Consider the following 18,768-nt stretch of genomic DNA (forward strand, 5'->3'; position numbering starts at 1 on the left):
GTTGAGCGCGCGCACCGACTGCGCGGTCTTCGACTCCCGGTTCTTGATGCGCTGGGCCTCGTCCAGCACGACCGCGTCGAAGTACACGCGCTTGTCGGACGCGAGGTCGCAGTCGCGCGTGAGCGTTTCGTAGTTGATGAGCTTCAAGGGGCAGTTGGAAACGAGCCAGGTGCCGCGGCGCTGGTCCGGGTCGCCCTCGAACTCGAAGACGGTGACCGTCTGCCGCTCGTCGACCGTCGAGTGCGACACCGACACCCGCGCGGGGTAGTCCTCGCGCGCGGTGCCCTCCGGCATCCAGGCGGCGATGTAGTCGTCATCCGTCACGCCCTGCTTCAGGGTTCGCACGTACACGGCTCGCAGCATCGGTCCTTCTTCCTGTCGGCGACCCTCGATCGTCGCCCGCGCGCCTGGACGCGCGCCGGGCCGACGGGGGCGTCAGGCGTGCCGGATGCAGCGGTCGGTCGTCGGGCGGGCCGCGAGGCGCGCCTCCGGGATCGCGTCGCCGCACACCGCGCAGACGCCGTAGGTGCCTGCGGCGACCCGCTCTAGCGCGCGACCGACGTCGGCCAGCCGCCGCACCGCCGCGGCCCGCAGCGCCTCCGCCTGCGCGCGCTCGAACCCGATGGTGGCGCCCTCCGGATCGTGTCCCCACCCGCTCGGCCGTCACACCGCTTCGCGGCGCGCCGGAACCGGCGGGCGTGGGCCCACGTCGTCGCTGTTCGCGTCCGCGCGGGCGGCCGTGATCGCCGCGATCTGCTCGTCCGCGGCCCGCAGCTGCGCCTCCGCCTCCTGCTGCAGGACCCGGAGGCGCGCGTCAGCGGGCTCGTCGGACATGGCCGACCGACCAGTCCGGCTGGTCGGTCGCGCGCACCCGGCCGTCCTCGTCGAACACGAGGAAGCGGTCGAACCCGCGCGCGAACCAGCGGTCGTGGGTCACGGTGACGACGGCGCCCTCGAACCGGTCGAGGGCGGCCTCCAGCGCCTCCGCGGACTCGAAGTCGAGGTTGTCGGTCGGCTCGTCCAGCAGCAGCAGGGTCGCGCCCTCCAGCTCGAGCAGCAGGATCTGGAACCGGGCCTGCTGCCCACCGGACAGGCTCTCGAACCGCTGCTCGGCGCTCTTCACGAGCCCGTAGCGCCCGAGCACGGAGGAGGCGCCGCCGCGGTCGAGCCCGGTCCGGTCGGGGGAGCCGGCGTCGAGGATCTCGAGCAGGGTGCGGCCGGTGAACTCCGGGTGCTGGTGCGTCTGGTTGAAGTAGCCGGTGCGCACCCGGCTGCCGAGCCGCACCACCCCGGTGTGCGCGACCGGGTCGCCGAGCGCGTCCGTGCCCACCCTGTGCTCGTCCGTCTGCCGCAGCAGGCGGAGGAAGTGGCTCTTGCCGGACCCGTTGCTGCCGAGCACGGCGACGCGGTCGCCGAACCAGATCTCGGTGGAGAAGGGCTGCATCAGACCGGTCAGCCCGAGGCGCTCGGCGACGATCGCGCGCTTCGCGGTGCGGCCGCCCGACAGGCGCATGGTGACCTGCTCCGGGATGGGCGCGGCCTCCGGCAGCCCCTCCGCCTGGAAGCGGGCGAGCCGCGACCGCGCCGCCTGCAGGCGCGACGCCATGGCGTCGTTGTAGGACGCCTTCAGCTTGTACATCGCGACGAGGTCCTTCAGCTTCTGCTCCTCCTCCAGCCAGCGGCGGCGCACCTCGTCCAGGCGCTCGTTCCGGTCGATCCGCGCCTGCCGGTACGAGTCGAGCCCGCCGCCGTGCAGCCAGAGGGTGGCGCCCGCGGCGCCGCGCTCGAGCGTCGCGATCGCGGACGCGCAGCGCGCGATGACCTCGCGATCGTGCGTGACGAGCAGCACGGTCTTGGGGGAGTCGCGCACGATGCGCTCGAGCCACTCCTTGCCGCGCACGTCGAGGAAGTTGTCGGGCTCGTCGAGCAGCAGCACGTCGTCGGGGCCGCTGAAGAGGCACTCGAGCACGAGCCGCTTCTGCTCGCCGCCGGACAGCGTGGCGGCGCGACGGTGCTGCACCTGGTCGAACGGGACGTGCAGCGACTCGGTGGTCGCCGAGTCCCAGCGCACCTCCTCGTCGTAGCCGCCCGCATCGCCCCAGTCCGCGAGCGCTCGGGCGTACGCCATCTGGGCGCGTTCGTCGTCGGAGGTGAGCACCGCCTCCTCCGCAGCGTCCACAGCGGCGGCGGCCGCCTGGATGGCGGGCGGGCTCGTCGTGAGCAGCAGGTCCCGCACGGTGGCGTCGCCGCCGACGCTGCCGATCAGCTGGCGCATCACGCCGAGCCGCCCCGACAGCCCGCGGGCCCCCTCCTGCACCGGGATGCGGCCGTCGAGCAGCCCGAGCAGCGTCGTCTTGCCGATGCCGTTCGGGCCGACCAGGGCGACCTTGGCGCCGTCGCCGACCCGCAGGGAGACGTCGTTCAGCAGCGGCCGACCGTCGTCGAGCGCGTGGTCGACGTGGGCGAGCTCGAGGTGCGCCACGGGTTCCTCCGGGGGTGCGCGGCGCGGCGGCCGGCTGCGGAAGCAGCCGACCAGGCTGCCCGATCGGCGGAAGCGTCGCAACGTGCACTGCGTGTCGAAGGCGATCCGGTCGGCTCCGGCGCGCCGGATCGCCTTCACGACGCAGCTACCAGGCGTAGTCCTCAGGAGCCGGCCTGTGGCCCGGGAAGAGCTCGTCCAGCCGCGCGAGCGCGTCCGCGTCGAGCCGCACGTCGAGGGCTCGCAGCCCCGCCTCGAGCTGCTCCATCGTGCGCGGCCCGATGATCGGCGCGGTCACGGCCGGCTGGTGCAGCAGCCAGGCGAGCGCCACGTCGCCGGGTTCATGCCCCAGCTCGTCGGCGAGGTCCTCGTACCGCTCGATCTGCGACCGGTGCGCCTCGAGCTCCGCCCTGGCCCGCTCGGAGGTGCGCCGGCTCGAGTCCCGCTCCTTCCGCAGCACGCCGCCGAGCAGCCCGCCCTGCAGCGGCGACCAGGGGATCAGCCCGATCCCGTTGTGCTGCGCGGCGGGGATCAGCTCGAGCTCGATCGTGCGAGCCAGCAGGTTGTAGAGCGACTGCTCGGACACGAGGCCGGTGAAGTCGCGCCGCCGAGCCGCCTCCTGCGCGGTCGCGAGGTGCCACCCGGCGAAGTTGCTGCTGCCGGCGTACAGGATCTTGCCCTGCGCGACGGCGACCTCCATGGCCTGCCAGATCTCGTCCCAGGGCGTGTCCCGGTCGATGTGGTGGAACTGGTACAGGTCGATGTGATCCGTCTGCAGGCGGGTCAGGGAGGCGTCGAGCGCGCGCCGGATGTTCAGCGCGGAGAGCCGGCCGTCGTTCGGCCAGTCGCTCATCTCGCCGTAGAGCTTCGTCGCGAGCCCCGTCTTCTCGCGCCGCCCGCCGCCCTGCGCGAACCACCTGCCGATGATCGACTCGGTCCCGCCCGGACCGGTCTTCCCGCCGTATCGGTTGGCGGTGTCGAAGAAGTTGAGGCCGGCGTCGTGGGCGGCGTCCATGATCGCGAAGGAGTCGGCCTCCTCGGTCTCCATGCCGAAGTTCATGGTGCCGAGCACGAGGCGGGAGACGGACAGGCCGGAGCGGCCGAGGTGGGTGTACTGCATGGGTTCAGGCTGCGCTCGGCTCGGTGCGCGCCCGCTGAACGCCGGCACCCCCCGAACTGGGGCGGGCGGTTGTTCGCGCGCAACCACCGTGGCGAACCGCTCGCTTTCCGAGTCGCTCATAGGTTCCTCGAAGAGCGCGACCCCCCTCCCAGCGCTCGGTCGAGGAGACCCGATGTTCACCAGCCATGCCCAGGCGGCCTGTCGCCTGACCGCCCGCCGTCGCCTCGCACTCGGCGGCCTGGCCGTGTCGACCGCCCTGGTCGCGGGTGCCTTCGTCTCGACCCCCGCGTTCGCCGACCCGGTCGACGTCGTGAACACGTTCGACGACCTGCAGACCGCGCTCGGGAACGGGGAGTCGAACATCCAGCTCGGCGACAACCTCGACTCGGACGACACGTCGACAGTGCCGTTCCTGGAGTTCGCGGCCGACACGACGCTGGATCTCGCCGGGCACACCCTCACCACGGCTGAGACCCAGATCGACGACGGGATCGACCTCAGCGTCACCGACTCCACCGCGGCGGACGGCGGTCCGGGCACCGGCAGGTTGAACGTGTCCGCCACCGATTACAACAGCACCACGGCGGTGTACATCGGTCAGGGCTCGACGTTCCATGTCACCGGCGCCGATGTCGCTGCATTCGGCATCGACGACGGCGCCGGGATCGGCTCCGACCACGGCGCGAACGCGCACTTCATCGCGGACGGCCACGCTTTCGTGCAGGCCGACGGGGACTACAACGGCAACGGCGGGGGTGGCGCCGGCATCGGTGGCACCTACTTCGGAACAGGTATCGACGTCACCATCGACGACGCCGACGTCCGCGCACACGGCGGTCGGGGTGCTGCCGGCATCGGTGGCGGCGCCTCGGGCGACGGCGGAACCGTCTCCCTCGTGCACGGCGCGACCGTCGACGCGCAGCCCGGTACTTCCATCGGCGGACCCAGCACGCCCCCCAGCTCGATCGGCGCCGGCCAGAACCGCACGGACTTCGGCTCGCTCTCGATCGGCGAGGGCACCTCGATCGGGTTCCAGAGCGACAACCAGCTCGTCCTCCCAGCAGGAGCGACGGTCGAGAACCACGGCCGCATCTACCTCGTCCAGCCCGACGGCTACACGAACGCCGCGGTGACCGGCGCCGGCACGATCCACAACCTGGGGTCGATCACGGCTCAGACGGAGGACGTGAACGGCGACGGAACCGATGTGGACCCGTCCACCTTGCTCGACCCGAGCATCGAGGTCACCGGCAACAACTACCAGGTCTCGATCGAGGCGAACGGCGGCACGTTCCACGGCACGCGAAGCGGCCACGTCTACTCCGCGTCGCTCGCCGACGCGATCGGCAGCGCGTACGACGACGACGGCTACACGCTGACCGAGCCGAGCGGCTCCACCTTCGCGAGCTGGAACACCGCAGCGAACGGCACGGGAACGGACGTCGCGGACGACTTGACGGTCGCCGGTCCGAGCACCGGCACGCCGAAGCCGGTCACGCTGTTCGCCAAGTACGCGCGGCTGCCCCACATCACCGGCACGCTCCCGGCCGGCACGGTCGGCACCGCGTACCGCGCAGCCCTCCCGGTCGCCGGCGACGGCCTGAACGACTTCGAGGTCTCCTACGGCAACAGCTCGAGCAGTCGAGTTCTGGGGCTGCCCGCCGGTCTCACGATCGACCGTTCCACCGGCGTGATCTCGGGGACGCCCACCGAGGCGATCGACCGCGACGTCACCTTCTACGTGCAGGGCATCGGCGGAGCGGACCTCACCTTCCACCTGACCATCGCGCCTGCCGCGGTCGTGAGCGCCCCGCCCGTCGTGAGCACCCCGGCGCCGCAGGCGCCCGCGCTGACCGGCGTGCCCACGCAGAAGGCGCAGCTGGGGCACGCGGTGTCGCTCAAGCTCACCACGACGAGCACGCTGCCCGTCACGTTCAGGGTCTCGTACGGATCGCTGCCGAAGGGCGTCACGCTCGACGCGAGCTCCGGCGTGATCAGCGGCACCCCGGCCGCCTCCGGCACCACCACCGCGTTCATCTCGGCGACGAGCAGCGCGGGGTCCGTCTCGACACCGGTCACGTTCGTCGTGCCCGAGGTCGTCGACCTGATCACCCCGGCGAAGGCCGTCCCCGCCGTGAAGGTCGGTGCCGCCACGGTGCCGCTGAAGGTCAAGGGCTTCCAGAAGGGCGAGCGCTGGACCGTCGAGGTCGACGGCAGGACCGTCAGCCACGGCGCCGTGAAGAAGGCCGGCACGCTGTCCGTCTCGGTGCATCTGAAGAAGGCGAGCAAGGACAAGGTCCACACCATCCGGATCGCCGGCTCGCGCAAGGTCACCGACCCGGCGACGCAGGCCGCCACCACGGTGAAGGTCACGTCCCTCGCGGCGAAGAAGAAGCTGACGGTCCACACGGTCTCGGCGAACGGCACGAAGCTCGTCGCCGTCGAGAAGCTCGCCGCGGGTGAGCGCGTGGTCATCAAGGACGGCACGAAGGTGATCGCGTCCGGTCACGCCAACGCGTTCGGGATCTTCGCCTTCCCGCAGTCGAAGGCCGGCACGGGCACGAGCACGCTCACGGTGCAGGGTGCGGCCGTGAAGCGCGCGGGCACGCTGACGGTGAAGAACCCGAAGCACTAGTCCCGCACGACCGAGGGCCCGTGGCCGGCAGCAGCCGATCACGGGCCCTTCGCCGTCCGTTCGAAACATGGGGATGGCAGGGTCGTCCGCGTGACCCGCGATCTCGCCCTGCTGCCCAAAGGCCACCTGCACCTCCACTTCGAGGCGTCGATGCGGCCCGCGACCCTGCGCGACATCGCCGCGGAGGCGGACGAGCCGATCCCGTCGTGGGCCGACTTCGCGGACTTCTCCGACTTCGAGGCCGCGTACGGCGACGTCCTGCGGCTGATCCGCCGCCCGGACCAGCTCGAGCGGATCATGGCGGAGCTCGCCGACGACGCGAAGGCGGACGGGGTCGTCTACGTCGAGGTCACCCTTGCGCCAGCGCTCCACCAGCACCTGTTCGGCGGCGACCCGGCCGCGGCGCTCGACCTGCTGCTCGCGGCCGCCGCGCGGGAGGAGGCGCGCACCGGCGTCGTGATCCGCGCGATGATCGCCTCCGCCCGCACGATGGCGGTCGAGCAGGCCGTCGCGGACGCGCGCCTCGCCGCCGCCTACGCCGGCCGCGGGGTGGTGTCGTTCGGGCTGCACGCCGACGAGCGCGGCTTCCCGGCAGCGCCGTTCGCGGAGGCGTTCGCCATCGCCCGCGACGCCGGGCTGCTGATCACCCCGCACGCCGGGGAGCTGGTCGGCCCCGAGTCCGTGCGCGAGGCCGTCGAGGTGCTGCACGCCGACCGCATCCTGCACGGGATCCGCGTGATCGAGGACGCGGGCCTGACCGCGGACGTCGCCCGGCTCGGCGTCTGCCTCGACGTGTGCCCCAGCTCGAACGTCGTGCTGCACGTGGTGCCCGACCTCGAGCACCACCCGCTTCCCGCGCTGCTCGCGGCCGGGGTCACGTGCTCGATCAACGCCGACGACCCGGTGCAGTTCGGGCCGAACGTGCTGGAGGAGTACGAGCTGAGCCGCGAGCGCCTCCACCTGACCGACGAGCAGCTGGCCGGCTGCGCGCGGGCGTCGCTCACCGCCTCCGGCGCGCCCGACGCGGTCAAGGCCGGCGGCCTGGCGGCCATCGACGCCTGGCTCGCCTCCTAGCGCCGGAGGAGGATCGCCACCGCGGGCATCGCGAAGCAGCGGAGGCGGATCGGGCCCGCCGCCGTGTCGAGCACCAGTGCGCGCCGGGGGAGGCGCGCCAGCCGCACGGCCGACACCCCGGCGCGGGCGACCTCGAGGACCGTGCCGTCGCTCGCGGTGAAGCGCACCCGCCGGTCGCTGACGCGGAGCCGGCCCGGCGTCCAGCCGCGGCCCGCCGAGCGGAGGAACGCGCGGCGTGACGTGAGGACCGTCTCCTCGTCGGTCACCCGAAGGCTCTCGCCAGCCGGTCGACGACGTCCTCGAGCACCGGCTGCGGGGTGGCGATGACGAGCCGCGCGAACCCGCGACCCGCCTCCCCGCACGCGGCTCCGTCGGTCAGCGCCACGCCCGCGCGCTGCCGGATCACGTCGGCGGGCCGGTCGCCCAGGTCGAGCGCCCGCACGTCGAGCCAGCCGATGTAGGTGCCCTCCGGCGCGCGGAAGCCGACCTGCGGCAGGCGCTCGGCCAGCCGCCGCGCGACCAGGGCCGCGGAGTCCTCGAGGTAGACGAGCACCTCGTCGAGCCAGGGCCCGCCGTCGCGGTAGGCGGCGGTGTTCGCCGCGACGCCGAAGCCGCTCGCGCCGTGCGCGACCGCCCCGGCGACCTGCTCGTACCGCTCGGCGTCCGCGTCGTTCGAGAAGACCAGCTGCGCGCACTTCAGGCCAGGCAGGTTGAACGCCTTGGAGGCGCTGATCGCGGTGACCGTGTGACTCGCGGCCGTCCCGTTCACGCTCGCGTAGGGGATGTGCCGTCGCTCGCCGAGGACGACCGGCGCGTGGATCTCGTCCGCGAAGACCCGGCCGCCGAACCGGTCGACGACCTCGCTCAGCGCGACCAGCTCGTCCCGGGTGAGGACCCGGCCGGCCGGGTTCCAGGGGTTGCACAGCACCAGGGTGTCCGCGCCGGCGGCGAAGGCCGCGGCGATGCCGTCGAGGTCCAGCTCGTACCGGCCGTCGCTCGACGGCGAGGGCACCTCCACGATCTCGCGGCCGTTGCGCTGCGGGATCTGGAGGAACGGCATGTAGGCGGGCGTCGGCACGATCACGGGCTTCGCCGCGTCCGCGTAGCGGTGCAGCACGAGGTCCAGGCCGGTGAGCACGTCCGCGACGGGCTTGATCCGCGCCTCCGGCACGACCCAGTCGTAGCGATCGGCCGCCCAGGCCGCCGTGGCGGCGGCGAGCGCGGCACTCTGGGCGGCGGGGAGGTAGCCGGTGCGGGCCGCGTCGATCTCCGCGATCAGCGCGTCGCGGATCACGGGAGCCATGCCGAAGTCCATCTCGGCGACGAACGCGCCGATCGCGTCGGGGAACGCGGTCCACTTCGCGCTGCCGCGCGCACGCAGCTCCGACTCCGACGGCGTCTCGAACAGCAGGCTCACGCCTCCATCGTGCCGCGTCCGGCAGCGCGGCCGGCTCCGCGGGACGTCACGCCCCGTCCTCGAGGGCGACAGCAGGACAGAACGGCTTCGGCAGGACGAAACGGCGCGGATCGTCCTGCTGACCGCGTTCTGTCCTGCTGAAGCCCTCGGAGGAGCAGGGCAGGCGGCGGGCGGGAGGCGGAGGCGCGTCAGATCCAGGTCGGGGACCACATGTGGATGTGCCAGAACTGGTACGGCACGGGGATGCCCGCGCTGATCGGGAAGAAGAACGCGCTGAGGAGCACCGCGGCGATCAGGAACCCGCCGATGACGCCGCGGCGGATCCGCAGCCCGTAGGAGAGCTCGGCGCTCCGCAGCTCGGCCGCGGTGTCGAGCTCGGGCGGCCGCACCACCATCAGCCCGATCGTCGCGGCGAGCGCGAGCAGCAGGTACGGCTCGAACGCGATGGAGTAGAAGAAGAACATCGTGCGGTTCGGGTACTGCAGCCAGGGCAGGTAGCCGCCGACGAAGCCCATCAGGATCAGGGCCGCCTGCCACTCCCTCCGCCGGATGAACCGGACGACCAGGTAGACGGAGGCGGCGACCGCGGCGTACCAGATCAGCGGGTTCGGCAGGTCGGTGATCGCGGAGACGCAGCTGTCCTGCCCGCAGGTGCCGGCGGTCGCGTCCCAGTACATCGACGTCGGCCGGGCGATCAGCGGCCACAGGATCGCGGGCGACTGGTAGGGGTGCGGCGTGGAGAGGCCGGTGTGGAAGGCGTAGATGTTCGTGGTCCACGCCCACAGGTTCTGCAGCGGCGCGGGCACCCAGGCGAGCAGCCCGGTGAAGCGCTGGCCGCCGTCCTCCAGGTACCGCCGGTCGTAGCCGCTGGAGGTGACGAACCAGCCGGTCCAGCCGATCAGGTACGCCGCCACCGCGGTCGGCAGCAGGCTGAGCGCGACGATCGGCGCCTGCTTCAGCAGCCCGGCGACGGCCCAGAAGCGCACGCCGGCGCGTCGGCGCAGCAGCAGGTCGGTGCCGACGACGTACAGCGCGAACGCGGCGAGGAAGTAGATCCCGGACCACTTCACGGCCGAGCAGAAGCCGAGCGCGGCGCCCGCGCCGATCAGCCACGGCCGCCACAGCAGCGCGGGTCCCCAGTCGCCGATCCCGCGCCTCCGGCGCATCAGCCAGGCCCCGAAGCGGCGCTCGGTGAAGAACCGGTCCTCGAGCACGCAGGCGAACGCCGCGAGCGCCAGCAGCATGACGATGTTGTCGAGCAGGCCGACGCGGGACAGCACGATCGCCTGGTTCTCGATCGCGAAGAGCCCGCCGGCCAACGTCGTCACGAGCGGGGTCTGGAACATCCGGTGAGCGACCACCATCGTCAGCCCGACGGCAAGGATCCCGACGATCGCGACCGAGAGCCGCCACCCGGAGGGGTTCTGCGCCCCGCCGGCGACGACCTCGCCGAGCCCGATGATCCACTTACCCAGCGGCGGGTGCGCGACGTACTGCGCCGCCGCCGTGTAGAAGTCGACGTGCCCGGCCTCGAACGCCGTGTTGACGTCGGTGAAGCCGGCCGGCAGGTCGCCCGCGCCGCTCGGCCAGGTGCCCTCGTACCCGAGGTGCCAGAGCGTCCACGCGTCCTTGACGTAGTACGTCTCGTCGAAGATCAGCTTGCGGGGGTACCCGAGGCCCGCGAGCCGTGCGACCGCGGCGACGAGCAGCACCGCGAAGGGCCCGTACCGCGCCCACTCCGACAGCCGGTCGAACAGGCCGGGCGGCGTCGCGCGGCGGCGCTCGAGCGATGCGGTGGCCTGCGACACGGGGGAACCTTACGTGGGCGATCGAGCGGCGCTCCGGCGCCGCGGCCCTCGACGGCAGACTGGAGCGGTGCTCGTCCTCGCCGCCACCCCGATCGGGAACCTCGGCGACGCCTCCCGCCGACTGGTGGAGGCGCTCGCCGGCGCGACCGTGATCGCGGCGGAGGACACCCGGGTCGCGCAGCGCCTGCTCGCCGCCCTGCACGTCGAGACCTCCGCCCGGCTCGTGGTCGTGAACGAGCACACCGAGCGCGCGAGGAGCGCCGCGCTGCTCGAGGCGGCGCGGGAGGGCGACGTCGTGCTCGTCTCCGACGCGGGCATGCCGACGGTGTCCGACCCCGGGTTCGCGCTCGTGCGCGCGGCGATCGACGCGGGGGTGCCCGTGACGGCCGTGCCCGGCCCCTCCGCGGTGCTGACGGCGCTCGCGCTCTCCGGGCTGCCGACCGACCGGTTCGTGTTCGAGGGCTTCCCGCCGCGCAAGCCCGGGGAGCGCTCCCGATTCCTCCGGACGCTCGTCGCCGAGCCGCGCACGACCGTGCTGTTCGAGTCGCCGAACCGGACCGCGGCGCTGCTGGCGGCGATGGTCGAGGTGTTCGGCCCGCAGCGGCAGGTGGTCGTGGCGCGGGAGCTGACGAAGCTGCACGAGGAGGTGGTGCGCGGCACGGTCGCGCAGGTCGCCGCGTGGGCGGAGGGGGGCGTGCGGGGCGAGGTCGTCGTCGTGCTCGCCGGGGCCGAAGCGGCGCCGCCCGACGCCGACGCGGCCCTGGCCGCGGTGCTCGCGCTCGTCTCGGGCGGCGCGCGCTTGAAGGAGGCCACCGCGCAGGTGGCGGAGCGCACCGGCCTGTCGCGCAAGGCGCTGTACGACGCCGCCCTCGCCGCCCGCTGACTCCGTTTCGAAGGAACTCCTGCGCACGATCGCGAGAAGTTCCTTCAGAACGGATCGCGGCCGCCCGCGGATCTCCTGCACGACGGAATCGACGGCGCCGCCGCACGTTGATCCCCTCCATGCGAGCGGTGCGGTTCGAGGAGTACGGCGACGAGACGGTCCTGCAGGTGCAGGAGGTGCCGGACCCGGTGCCGGGACCCGGGGAGGTGGTCGTCCGCGTCGTCACGGCCGGCACGAACCCCGGCGAGATCGGTATCCGCTCCGGCGCGGCCGCGTCGCGGTTCCCCGCGGCGTTCCCGGAGGGGCAGGGCAGCGACCTCGCCGGGCGGATCGCGGCGGTCGGCGCCGGCGTCGCGCAGCTCGCGGTCGGCCAGGCGGTCATCGGGCTGTCGGACGGCCGCAACGCGCAGGCGGAGCTCACGCTCCTGCCCGCCGACCGGGTCGTCGCGAAGCCGGACGCCCTCGGCTGGGACGTCGCCGCGACCCTGTACGTCGCCGGCACGACCGCGCTCGCCGCGCTGCAGACCGTGCCCGTCGGGGCGCAGGACACCGTCGTGATCGCCGGGGCGGCCGGCGGGGTCGGCGTCTACCTGACCCAGCTGGCCGCCGGCACGGGCGCCCGGGTGCTCGCGATCGCCGGTCCCGCCAACCACGACTGGCTGCGGGAGCACGGCGCCGAGCCCGTCGCCTCCGGGGAGGGGCTCGAGGCGCGCCTCCGCACGGCGGCGCCGGACAGCATCACCGCGTTCTTCGACCTGCACGGCGACGGCTACACCGATCTCGCGATCGCGCTCGGCGTCGCCCCCGACCGGGTCGAGACGATCATCGACTTCGGCGCACCAGCCCGCCTCGGCGTGCAGGCGCAGGGCATGTCCGCGCTCGCCGATCCCGCGGAGGGGGTGCGGCGGCTCGCGGCCGTGATCGCCGGCGGCGGCTTCGACGTGCCGATCAAGGCGCGGTTCCCGCTCGGCGAGGTGCAGGAGGCGTACCGCGTCCTCGCCCGCCGCAGCGGGCTCGGCAAGGTCGTGCTGCAGGTCGCGGGGCCCTGATGCCGGCCCGTCGTCACACGGCTGGCGGCACCCCGTAAAATCCCGTGGTGCCCGCGGATCGGTCCTTCTACATCACCACGCCGATCTTCTACCCGTCCGACGTGCCGCACATCGGCCACGGCTACACCGAGGTCGCCGCGGACGTGCTGTCCAGGTGGCACCGGCAGGCCGGTGACGACACCTGGTTCCTGACCGGCACGGACGAGCACGGGCAGAAGATGCTGCGCACCGCGACGGCGAACGACATGGGTCCGCGGGAGTGGGCCGACAAGCTCGTGCGCGAGTCCTGGATCCCGCTGCTCGAGACCCTCGACATCGCGAACGACGACTTCATCCGCACCACGCAGCCGCGCCACGAGCAGGGCGTCGCCGCGTTCATCCAGCGGCTCTACGACACCGGCTTCATCGAGGCGGGGGACTACGAGGGCTTCTACTGCGTCGGCTGCGAGGAGTACAAGCAGACCGCGGAGCTCGTCACCGGCACGGGGCGGTACGACGGCGAGCTCGTGTGCGCCATCCACTCCATCCCGGTCGAGCTGCTGAAGGAGCGGAACTACTTCTTCCGCATGAGCCGCTTCACGGAGCAGCTGCTGGCGCTCTACGAGGAGCGGCCCGACTTCGTGCAGCCGGACAGCGCGCGCAACGAGGTCGTGCAGTTCGTCAAGCAGGGGCTCGACGACCTCTCGATCTCCCGCTCGACGTTCGACTGGGGCGTCCCGGTGCCGTGGGACCCGAAGCACGTCGTCTACGTCTGGTTCGACGCGCTGCTCAACTACGTCACCGCCGTCGGCTTCGACGGCGACGAGGCGACGCTGAACCGGCGCTGGCCGGCCACGCACCTGGTGGGCAAGGACATCCTCCGGTTCCACGCGGTGATCTGGCCCGCGATGCTGCTCGCGGCCGGGCTGCCGGTGCCGAAGCAGGTCTTCGCCCACGGGTGGCTGCTCGTCGGCGGCGAGAAGATGTCGAAGTCGAAGCTGACCGGCATCGCTCCGTCGCAGATCACCGACGTCTTCGGCTCCGACGCGTTCCGCTACTACTTCCTGCGCGCGATCCCCTTCGGGCAGGACGGCTCGTTCTCGTGGGAGGACCTCGCCGCCCGCTACCAGGCGGAGCTCGCGAACGGGTTCGGCAACCTCGCCTCCCGCGTGCTCGCGATGATCACCCGGTACCGCGACGGCGTCGTCCCGGCCTCCACGGAGCCGTCGGAGCGCGACCTGGGCATCCGCGCGACCGTGCGCGACGCGGCGCTGCAGGCCGACCTCGCGATGGAGCGGATGGCGCCGCACGAGGCCGTCGCCGCGATCTGGACGATCGTGGAGGAGCTGAACGGGTACATCACCCTCGAGCAGCCGTGGGTGCTGGCGAAGGACCCGGCGACGGCGGACCGGCTCGACGCCGTGCTCGCGACCGCGGCGGAGGGCCTCCGCGCCCTCGCGGTGCTGCTGTCGCCGATCGTGCCCCAGGCGACCGCGAAGCTGTGGGCGGCGCTCGGCGCGGAGGCGGGCATCGGACTCCTCGCCGACCAGCGCATCCGCGCGGCGGGCGACTGGGGCATCCTGCCCGCCGGCACGACGGTCTCGGCGCTCGAGCCCCTCTTCCCGCGCATCGACCCCGACGTCCTCAATGCCTGACGAGCAGGGTCGCGGATCCGGATCCTTTGCGCGGATCCGGAGATCCTCCGCGACACGCCGCTCCTGCCGGCGGGCGACCGGCGTGTCGCCGCGTTCATCCGGATCCGCGAACGATGGCTGACCGGGCGTACCCGCCGCTGCCGGAGACGCTGAAGGTCCCCGTCTACGACGACCACACCCACATCGATCCGTACTCCGGTCCCGGCTGGTTCGGGGAGGAGGAGGCCAGCGGGGATGGGCACGGTCCGCTCGACTGGCGCGAGCAGCTCGATCGCGCCTCCGTCGCCGGGGTCAAGGGGGTCGTGCAGGTCGGCACCGACGTCGAGTCGAGCCGCTGGTCCGCCGACCACGCCGCGATCGACCCGCGGATGCTCGCCGCCGTCGCGATCCATCCGAACGACGCCGCGGTGCTGGAGGCGGAGGGGGGCCTGGACGACGCGCTCGCCGTCATCGAGGGGCTCGCCTCCCGGCCGCGGGTGCGGGCGATCGGCGAGACCGGCCTCGACTACTACCGCACCGGCGAGGACGGTCTCGCGGCCCAGCTGCGCTCCTTCGAGGCGCACATCGACATCGCCAGGCGGCACGGCCTGGCGCTGCAGATCCACGACCGCGACGCGCACGTCGAGGTCGTGGACACCCTGCTGCGGGTCGGCGCCCCGGACCGCACGGTCTTCCACTGCTTCTCGGGCGACGCGGGCCTGGCGACGCTGGCGACCTCGCACGGCTGGTACCTCTCGTTCGCCGGCACCGTGACGTTCAAGACGGCGCACGACCTCCGGGCGGCGCTGCGGGTCACCCCGCGCGACCGGATCCTCGTCGAGACGGACGCGCCGTGGCTCGCGCCGGCGCCGGTGCGGGGCCGGCCGAACGCGCCCTACCTGGTGCCGCACACCCTGCGGTTCATGGCGGAGGTGCTGGAGACGGACCCGTCGATGCTCGCCGCGCAGATCGCGAGCAACACGGAGGCGGTCTACGGCAGCTGGACCGACGACGCCCCGGAGCGCTGGGGCCGCTGACCCGCGCGATACGGTCCAGTGGTGCAGCGCGGCGACATCCGGTGGCGCCGGGACCTTCTGATCTCGGCGATCCTGGCGGCGCTGATCCTCGCGCTGCAGCTGCTGATCCGCTCGACGCCGGTGATCGCGCTGATCTCCGCGATCATCGCGTTCGCGGTCGCGCTGGGCGTCCTCGCGGTGTCGGACCGCTTCTCGCGGCGCTGACCGGCGGCTACCAGCGGTCGTGGATCGCCGCGCGGAACGCCTCGTCGTAGATCGCGTGCACCCCGGCGTCGAACGCCGACCCGAGCGGCGGCAGCGCCCCGGCCGACGCGTTCGACTGCGCCTGCGCGACCGAGCGCGCGCCGGGGATCACGGCGGTGACGCCCGGCAGCTGCGCGACCCAGGCGATCGCCGCCTGCGCCGGCGTCGTCCCCTCCGGCGCCTCCGCCGCGACGAGGGCCGAGAACCGCCGCGCGGCCGCGACGCCGTCGGCGTAGTCGACGCCCGAGAAGGTCTCGCCCTGGTCGAAGGCCTCGCCGTGCCGGTTGTAGTTGCGGTGGTCGTCCGCGCCGAACTCGGTCGTCTCGTCGTACTTCCCGGACAGCAGCCCGGAGGCGAGCGGCACCCGGGCGAGGATGCCGACCCCCGCCTCCGCCGCGGCCGGCAGCACGGCGTCGAGCGGCTTCAGCCGGAACGCGTTGAGGATGATCTGCACGGATGCGGTGCCGGGCCGGGCGATCGCGGTGAGCGCCTGCTGCGCCTCCTCGACCGAGACGCCGTACGCGGCGATCGCGCCCTCCTGCACCAGGGTGTCGAGCGCGTCGAAGACCGCGTCGTCCTCGAAGACCGCGGTCGGCGGGCAGTGCAGCTGCACCAGGTCGAGGGTGTCCTGCCCGAGGTTCGCGCGCGACCGGTCGGTCCAGGCGCGGAAGTTCGCGAGCACGTAGTTCGACGGCACCTGGTCGAGCCGGCGGCCCATCTTCGTCGCGACCGTCACCCCGGCGCCGGGGTTGGCGGCCAGCCAGCCGCCGATCAACCGCTCGCTGCGGCCGTCGCCGTACACGTCGGCGGTGTCGAACAGGGTGACGCCGGCGGCGGCGGAGGCGTCCAGCACCGCGAGCGCGTCCGCCTCCGGCACCTCGCCCCAGTCGCCGCCGAGCTGCCAGGTGCCGAGCCCGACCGCCGAGACGGTGCGACCGGTGCGGCCGAGGGGGCGGGACGGGAGGAGGGCGTCGTCGAGCACGGCCCCATCCTCGTAGGTCTACCTGGATGTCGCCGTACGGCGACTCTTGTGCATGTCGCCGTACGGCGTCATACTGAGATGTCGCCGATCGGCGACACGGAAGGATGCCATGTACACGGTGCGGGAGGCGGCAGCGCTGGTGCGCGAGCTGCGCGAGCGTCGCGGATGGACCCAGTCCGAGCTCGCGACGAGGGCTCACGTGTCGCGGTCGTTCGTGGTCGACCTGGAGGCCGGCAAGCCGACCGTGGTCGCCGCGAAGGTCTTCGACGTCGTGCAGGCGCTCGGGTACGAGGTCGCGGTGCGGGCCCAGGACGGCAGCGAGATCACGTGGTGACCACCCGCGGGCTCGACGTCGCGCTCGACGGGCAGCGCTGCGGCACCCTGACGCAGACCGCGGCGGGCGACCTGCGCTTCGAGTACGACGACGAGTACCGCGCCGACCGCGACAGCACGCCGCTGTCGCTGTCGATGCCGCTCGCGGTCGCCACCCATCGGCGCCGGGTCGTCCTGCCCTTCCTGCAGGGGCTGCTGCCCGACAACGGCGAGGCGCTCCGCGCGATCGGAGCCGCGTACGGCGTGTCCCCGAACAACCCGTTCGCGCTGCTCGAGCACGTCGGCGCCGATGCGGCGGGCGCGGTGCAGATCGTGCCGCGCGGCGTGCCGTTCTCCGACGCGGCGGGTGCCCGCGACGCCGCCCGGCCGATCGACGACGACGAGGTCGCGGCGCTGCTGGACAGGGTCGTCGAGCAGTACCGCGACGGGGTGCCGGCGGGAGGAGGGGCCGGGCGGTTCAGCCTGGCGGGCGCGCAGCCCAAGATCGCGCTGCATCGCCTGCCCGACGGCCGATGGGCGGTGCCGCTGGAGGCGACGCCGACGACGCACATCCTCAAGCCGGTCGCCGGCCGGTTCCGTCGGATCGACGTCGTCGAGCAGGTGACGCTCGTCGCCGCAGGGCTGCTCGGCAACCGGGTCGCCACCTCCTCGCTCACGCGGATCGCCGGGCGACCCGTGTTCGTGTCCGAGCGCTACGACCGGATCAGGACGGAAGCGGGCTGGCGCCGCCGACACCAGGAGGACCTGTGCCAGGCCCTGGCGGTCCCGCCCGCGAAGAAGTACCAGCAGCGCGACGGCGGTCCCGGCGTCGCCGACGTCCAGCGCCTGCTCGCCGGGCTGCCGATCGAGGCGGACCGGCGGGAGGCAGGCGAGCGGTTCTTCCGCGCACTCGTCTTCAACGTCGTCGCGGGATGCACCGACGCGCACGCCAAGAACTACTCGCTGCTGCTGCACCGCAGGCGGGTCGAGCTCGCCCCGCTCTACGACCTGCTGTCGTACGCGGCGTACTGGAACGGCGACGACCGGCTCGACAGCGCCATGCAGGTGGGCGGGGAGTACTCGCTCGGGCGGATCTCCGTCGCGGGGCTCGTGGCCTCCGGGCGACGGTTCGGCATCGGGGGCGACGATGCCGAGGCGATCGTCGAGGAGACGCGGCGGTCGATGGTCGACGGGTTCGCGCGGTCCGCGGCGCTGCTCGGGGCGATCGACGACGAGGCCGGCCGGATCGCGGAGGAGCTCGTCGCCGGCGTGGCCCGCCTGCCGCTCGTCAGGGACACGCGATGAAGCGCCTCCGCCCGGCCGCGCAATACGCTCGGGCGATGAGCAAGGACGCCTCCCTCCGTTCGGTGCTGCGCGTGCCGGCAGGTCCCGTCAGCGTCGCGGGGTTCGACGCGGGGGCGAAGCCGCTCGCGCCGGACGGCAAGGCCATGGCGCGCGCGGCCGAGGTGCTCTCGGACCTGCAGGACCGCCTGTGGGCCGAGTCGACCCAGGGCGGCACCCGGCGGGTGCTGCTGGTGCTGCAGGGCATGGACACCGCGGGCAAGGGCGGCGTCGTCACCCACGCGGTCGGGGTCTTCGGCCCGATCGGCATCGAGTACACGGCGTTCAAGAAGCCGACGGAGGAGGAGCTCGCGCACGACTTCCTCTGGCGGATCCGCAAGCGCCTCCCGCGCCCCGGCATGATCGGCGTCTTCGACCGCAGCCACTACGAGGACGTCCTCGTCGTCCGGGTGCACCAGCTGGTGCCGCAGAGCGAGTGGGAGACCCGCTACGACACGATCAACGCGTTCGAGCAGGAGCTCGCCGACGGCGGCACCACCGTGCTGAAGGTGTTCCTCAACGTGTCGTACGACATGCAGCGCGAGCGGCTGCTGGCGCGGCTCGACCGCCCGGACAAGCACTGGAAGTTCAACGAGGGCGACATCGACGAGCGCGCCAGGTGGGACGACTACCAGGCGGCGTACGGCGCCGTGCTCGAGCGCACCAGCACCGACGTCGCGCCGTGGTACGTCGTGCCCGCTGATCACAAGTCGTACCGGAACTGGGCCGTGGCGCAGCTGCTGCGCGAGACGCTGGAGGAGCTCGACCCGCAGTA

The 18,768-nt window shown here is 73.0% G+C and carries 19 protein-coding genes; 10 read left to right on the plus strand and 9 right to left on the minus strand.

What is annotated here, in order from left to right; all coding sequences use genetic code 11:
- From ACFE60_RS09785 to ACFE60_RS09805, 5 genes are all read right to left on the minus strand, one after another.
- On the minus strand, nt 1–351 hold a 351-nt coding region (locus ACFE60_RS09785), incomplete at its 3' end, for a hypothetical protein (protein ID WP_375388666.1).
- Between the two features lie 84 nt (nt 352–435).
- The gene (locus ACFE60_RS09790; protein ID WP_375388667.1) at nt 436–579 is read right to left on the minus strand and encodes a TraR/DksA C4-type zinc finger protein; all 144 of its coding nucleotides are present in this window, start codon (nt 577–579) and stop codon (nt 436–438) included.
- Between the two features lie 84 nt (nt 580–663).
- Nucleotides 664–834 (minus strand): hypothetical protein, encoded by a 171-nt coding sequence (locus ACFE60_RS09795; protein ID WP_375388668.1) that lies wholly within the window; start codon nt 832–834, stop codon nt 664–666.
- On the minus strand, nt 815–2,482 hold the full coding sequence (locus tag ACFE60_RS09800) for an ATP-binding cassette domain-containing protein (RefSeq protein ID WP_375388669.1): 1,668 nt from the start codon (nt 2,480–2,482) through the stop codon (nt 815–817). The genes ACFE60_RS09795 and ACFE60_RS09800 overlap by 20 nt, the downstream gene beginning before the upstream one ends.
- Nucleotides 2,483–2,627: 145 nt before the next feature.
- Nucleotides 2,628–3,599 carry an aldo/keto reductase gene (locus ACFE60_RS09805; RefSeq protein WP_375388670.1) on the minus strand — a complete coding sequence of 324 codons (972 nt, stop codon included), beginning with the start codon at nt 3,597–3,599 and terminating at the stop codon, nt 2,628–2,630.
- 172 nt (nt 3,600–3,771) lie between these two features.
- Between ACFE60_RS09805 and ACFE60_RS09810 the strand changes: the two genes are divergently transcribed.
- Both ACFE60_RS09810 and add read left to right on the plus strand, forming a co-directional pair.
- On the plus strand, nt 3,772–6,234 hold the full coding sequence (locus tag ACFE60_RS09810) for a putative Ig domain-containing protein (RefSeq protein WP_375388671.1): 2,463 nt from the start codon (nt 3,772–3,774) through the stop codon (nt 6,232–6,234).
- 90 nt (nt 6,235–6,324) lie between these two features.
- Nucleotides 6,325–7,308: an adenosine deaminase gene (gene add, locus ACFE60_RS09815; protein ID WP_375388672.1), complete on the plus strand. Its 984-nt coding sequence runs from the start codon at nt 6,325–6,327 to the stop codon at nt 7,306–7,308.
- Here add and ACFE60_RS09820 read toward each other — a convergent pair.
- The 3 genes from ACFE60_RS09820 to ACFE60_RS09830 all read right to left on the minus strand — a co-directional run bounded on the left by ACFE60_RS09820 (nt 7,305) and on the right by ACFE60_RS09830 (nt 10,533).
- The gene (locus ACFE60_RS09820) at nt 7,305–7,574 is read right to left on the minus strand and encodes a hypothetical protein (protein ID WP_375388673.1); all 270 of its coding nucleotides are present in this window, start codon (nt 7,572–7,574) and stop codon (nt 7,305–7,307) included. The genes add and ACFE60_RS09820 overlap by 4 nt on opposite strands.
- Nucleotides 7,571–8,725 carry a MalY/PatB family protein gene (locus ACFE60_RS09825; protein WP_375388674.1) on the minus strand — a complete coding sequence of 385 codons (1,155 nt, stop codon included), beginning with the start codon at nt 8,723–8,725 and terminating at the stop codon, nt 7,571–7,573. The genes ACFE60_RS09820 and ACFE60_RS09825 overlap by 4 nt, the downstream gene beginning before the upstream one ends.
- A 188-nt stretch (nt 8,726–8,913) precedes the next feature.
- Entirely contained in the window at nt 8,914–10,533 is a 1,620-nt protein-coding gene (locus ACFE60_RS09830; RefSeq protein WP_375388675.1) for a dolichyl-phosphate-mannose--protein mannosyltransferase, read from the minus strand.
- 67 nt (nt 10,534–10,600) lie between these two features.
- Between ACFE60_RS09830 and rsmI the strand changes: the two genes are divergently transcribed.
- The 5 genes from rsmI to ACFE60_RS09855 all read left to right on the plus strand — a co-directional run bounded on the left by rsmI (nt 10,601) and on the right by ACFE60_RS09855 (nt 15,319).
- A complete protein-coding gene (gene rsmI, locus ACFE60_RS09835) occupies nt 10,601–11,416 on the plus strand; it encodes a 16S rRNA (cytidine(1402)-2'-O)-methyltransferase (protein WP_375388676.1) in 816 nt (271 codons plus the stop codon).
- A gap of 119 nt (nt 11,417–11,535) precedes the next feature.
- Nucleotides 11,536–12,465, plus strand: a complete 930-nt coding sequence (locus ACFE60_RS09840) for an NADP-dependent oxidoreductase (protein WP_375388677.1) — start codon at nt 11,536–11,538, stop codon at nt 12,463–12,465.
- Between the two features lie 47 nt (nt 12,466–12,512).
- Nucleotides 12,513–14,099: a methionine--tRNA ligase gene (metG, locus tag ACFE60_RS09845; protein WP_375388678.1), complete on the plus strand. Its 1,587-nt coding sequence runs from the start codon at nt 12,513–12,515 to the stop codon at nt 14,097–14,099.
- A 113-nt stretch (nt 14,100–14,212) separates the two neighbouring features.
- Nucleotides 14,213–15,115, plus strand: a complete 903-nt coding sequence (locus ACFE60_RS09850) for a TatD family hydrolase (protein WP_375388679.1) — start codon at nt 14,213–14,215, stop codon at nt 15,113–15,115.
- A 21-nt stretch (nt 15,116–15,136) separates the two neighbouring features.
- Nucleotides 15,137–15,319, plus strand: a complete 183-nt coding sequence (locus ACFE60_RS09855; protein ID WP_375388680.1) for a hypothetical protein — start codon at nt 15,137–15,139, stop codon at nt 15,317–15,319.
- 7 nt (nt 15,320–15,326) lie between these two features.
- Here ACFE60_RS09855 and ACFE60_RS09860 read toward each other — a convergent pair whose 3' ends face one another.
- The gene (locus ACFE60_RS09860; RefSeq protein ID WP_375388681.1) at nt 15,327–16,340 is read right to left on the minus strand and encodes an aldo/keto reductase; all 1,014 of its coding nucleotides are present in this window, start codon (nt 16,338–16,340) and stop codon (nt 15,327–15,329) included.
- Nucleotides 16,341–16,449: 109 nt separating this feature from the next.
- On the opposite strand from ACFE60_RS09860, the gene ACFE60_RS09865 reads away from it, so the two are divergent.
- From ACFE60_RS09865 to ACFE60_RS09875, 3 genes are all read left to right on the plus strand, one after another.
- Complete coding sequence (locus tag ACFE60_RS09865; protein WP_375388682.1) at nt 16,450–16,674, plus strand: helix-turn-helix domain-containing protein; 225 nt, start codon at nt 16,450–16,452, stop codon at nt 16,672–16,674.
- Complete coding sequence (locus tag ACFE60_RS09870) at nt 16,668–17,957, plus strand: HipA domain-containing protein (RefSeq protein WP_375388683.1); 1,290 nt, start codon at nt 16,668–16,670, stop codon at nt 17,955–17,957. Before ACFE60_RS09865 ends, ACFE60_RS09870 begins: the two co-directional genes overlap by 7 nt.
- Nucleotides 17,958–17,992: 35 nt before the next feature.
- Nucleotides 17,993–18,768 (plus strand): PPK2 family polyphosphate kinase (locus tag ACFE60_RS09875; RefSeq protein WP_375388684.1); only part of this gene is annotated, 776 nt, incomplete at its 3' end.

The organism is uncultured Amnibacterium sp. (genome assembly GCF_964245895.1).
Classification (GTDB): domain Bacteria; phylum Actinomycetota; class Actinomycetes; order Actinomycetales; family Microbacteriaceae; genus Amnibacterium.

Coding starts and splice junctions, on each gene's coding strand:
- ACFE60_RS09865 (WP_375388682.1), top strand. CDS start 16,450: ATGTACACGGTGCGGGAGGCGGCAGCGCTGGTGCGCGAGCTGCGCGAG.
- ACFE60_RS09850 (WP_375388679.1), top strand. CDS start 14,213: ATGGCTGACCGGGCGTACCCGCCGCTGCCGGAGACGCTGAAGGTCCCC.
- ACFE60_RS09840 (WP_375388677.1), top strand. CDS start 11,536: ATGCGAGCGGTGCGGTTCGAGGAGTACGGCGACGAGACGGTCCTGCAG.
- ACFE60_RS09795 (WP_375388668.1), bottom strand. CDS start 834: ATGTCCGACGAGCCCGCTGACGCGCGCCTCCGGGTCCTGCAGCAGGAG.
- ACFE60_RS09810 (WP_375388671.1), top strand. CDS start 3,772: ATGTTCACCAGCCATGCCCAGGCGGCCTGTCGCCTGACCGCCCGCCGT.
- ACFE60_RS09805 (WP_375388670.1), bottom strand. CDS start 3,599: ATGCAGTACACCCACCTCGGCCGCTCCGGCCTGTCCGTCTCCCGCCTC.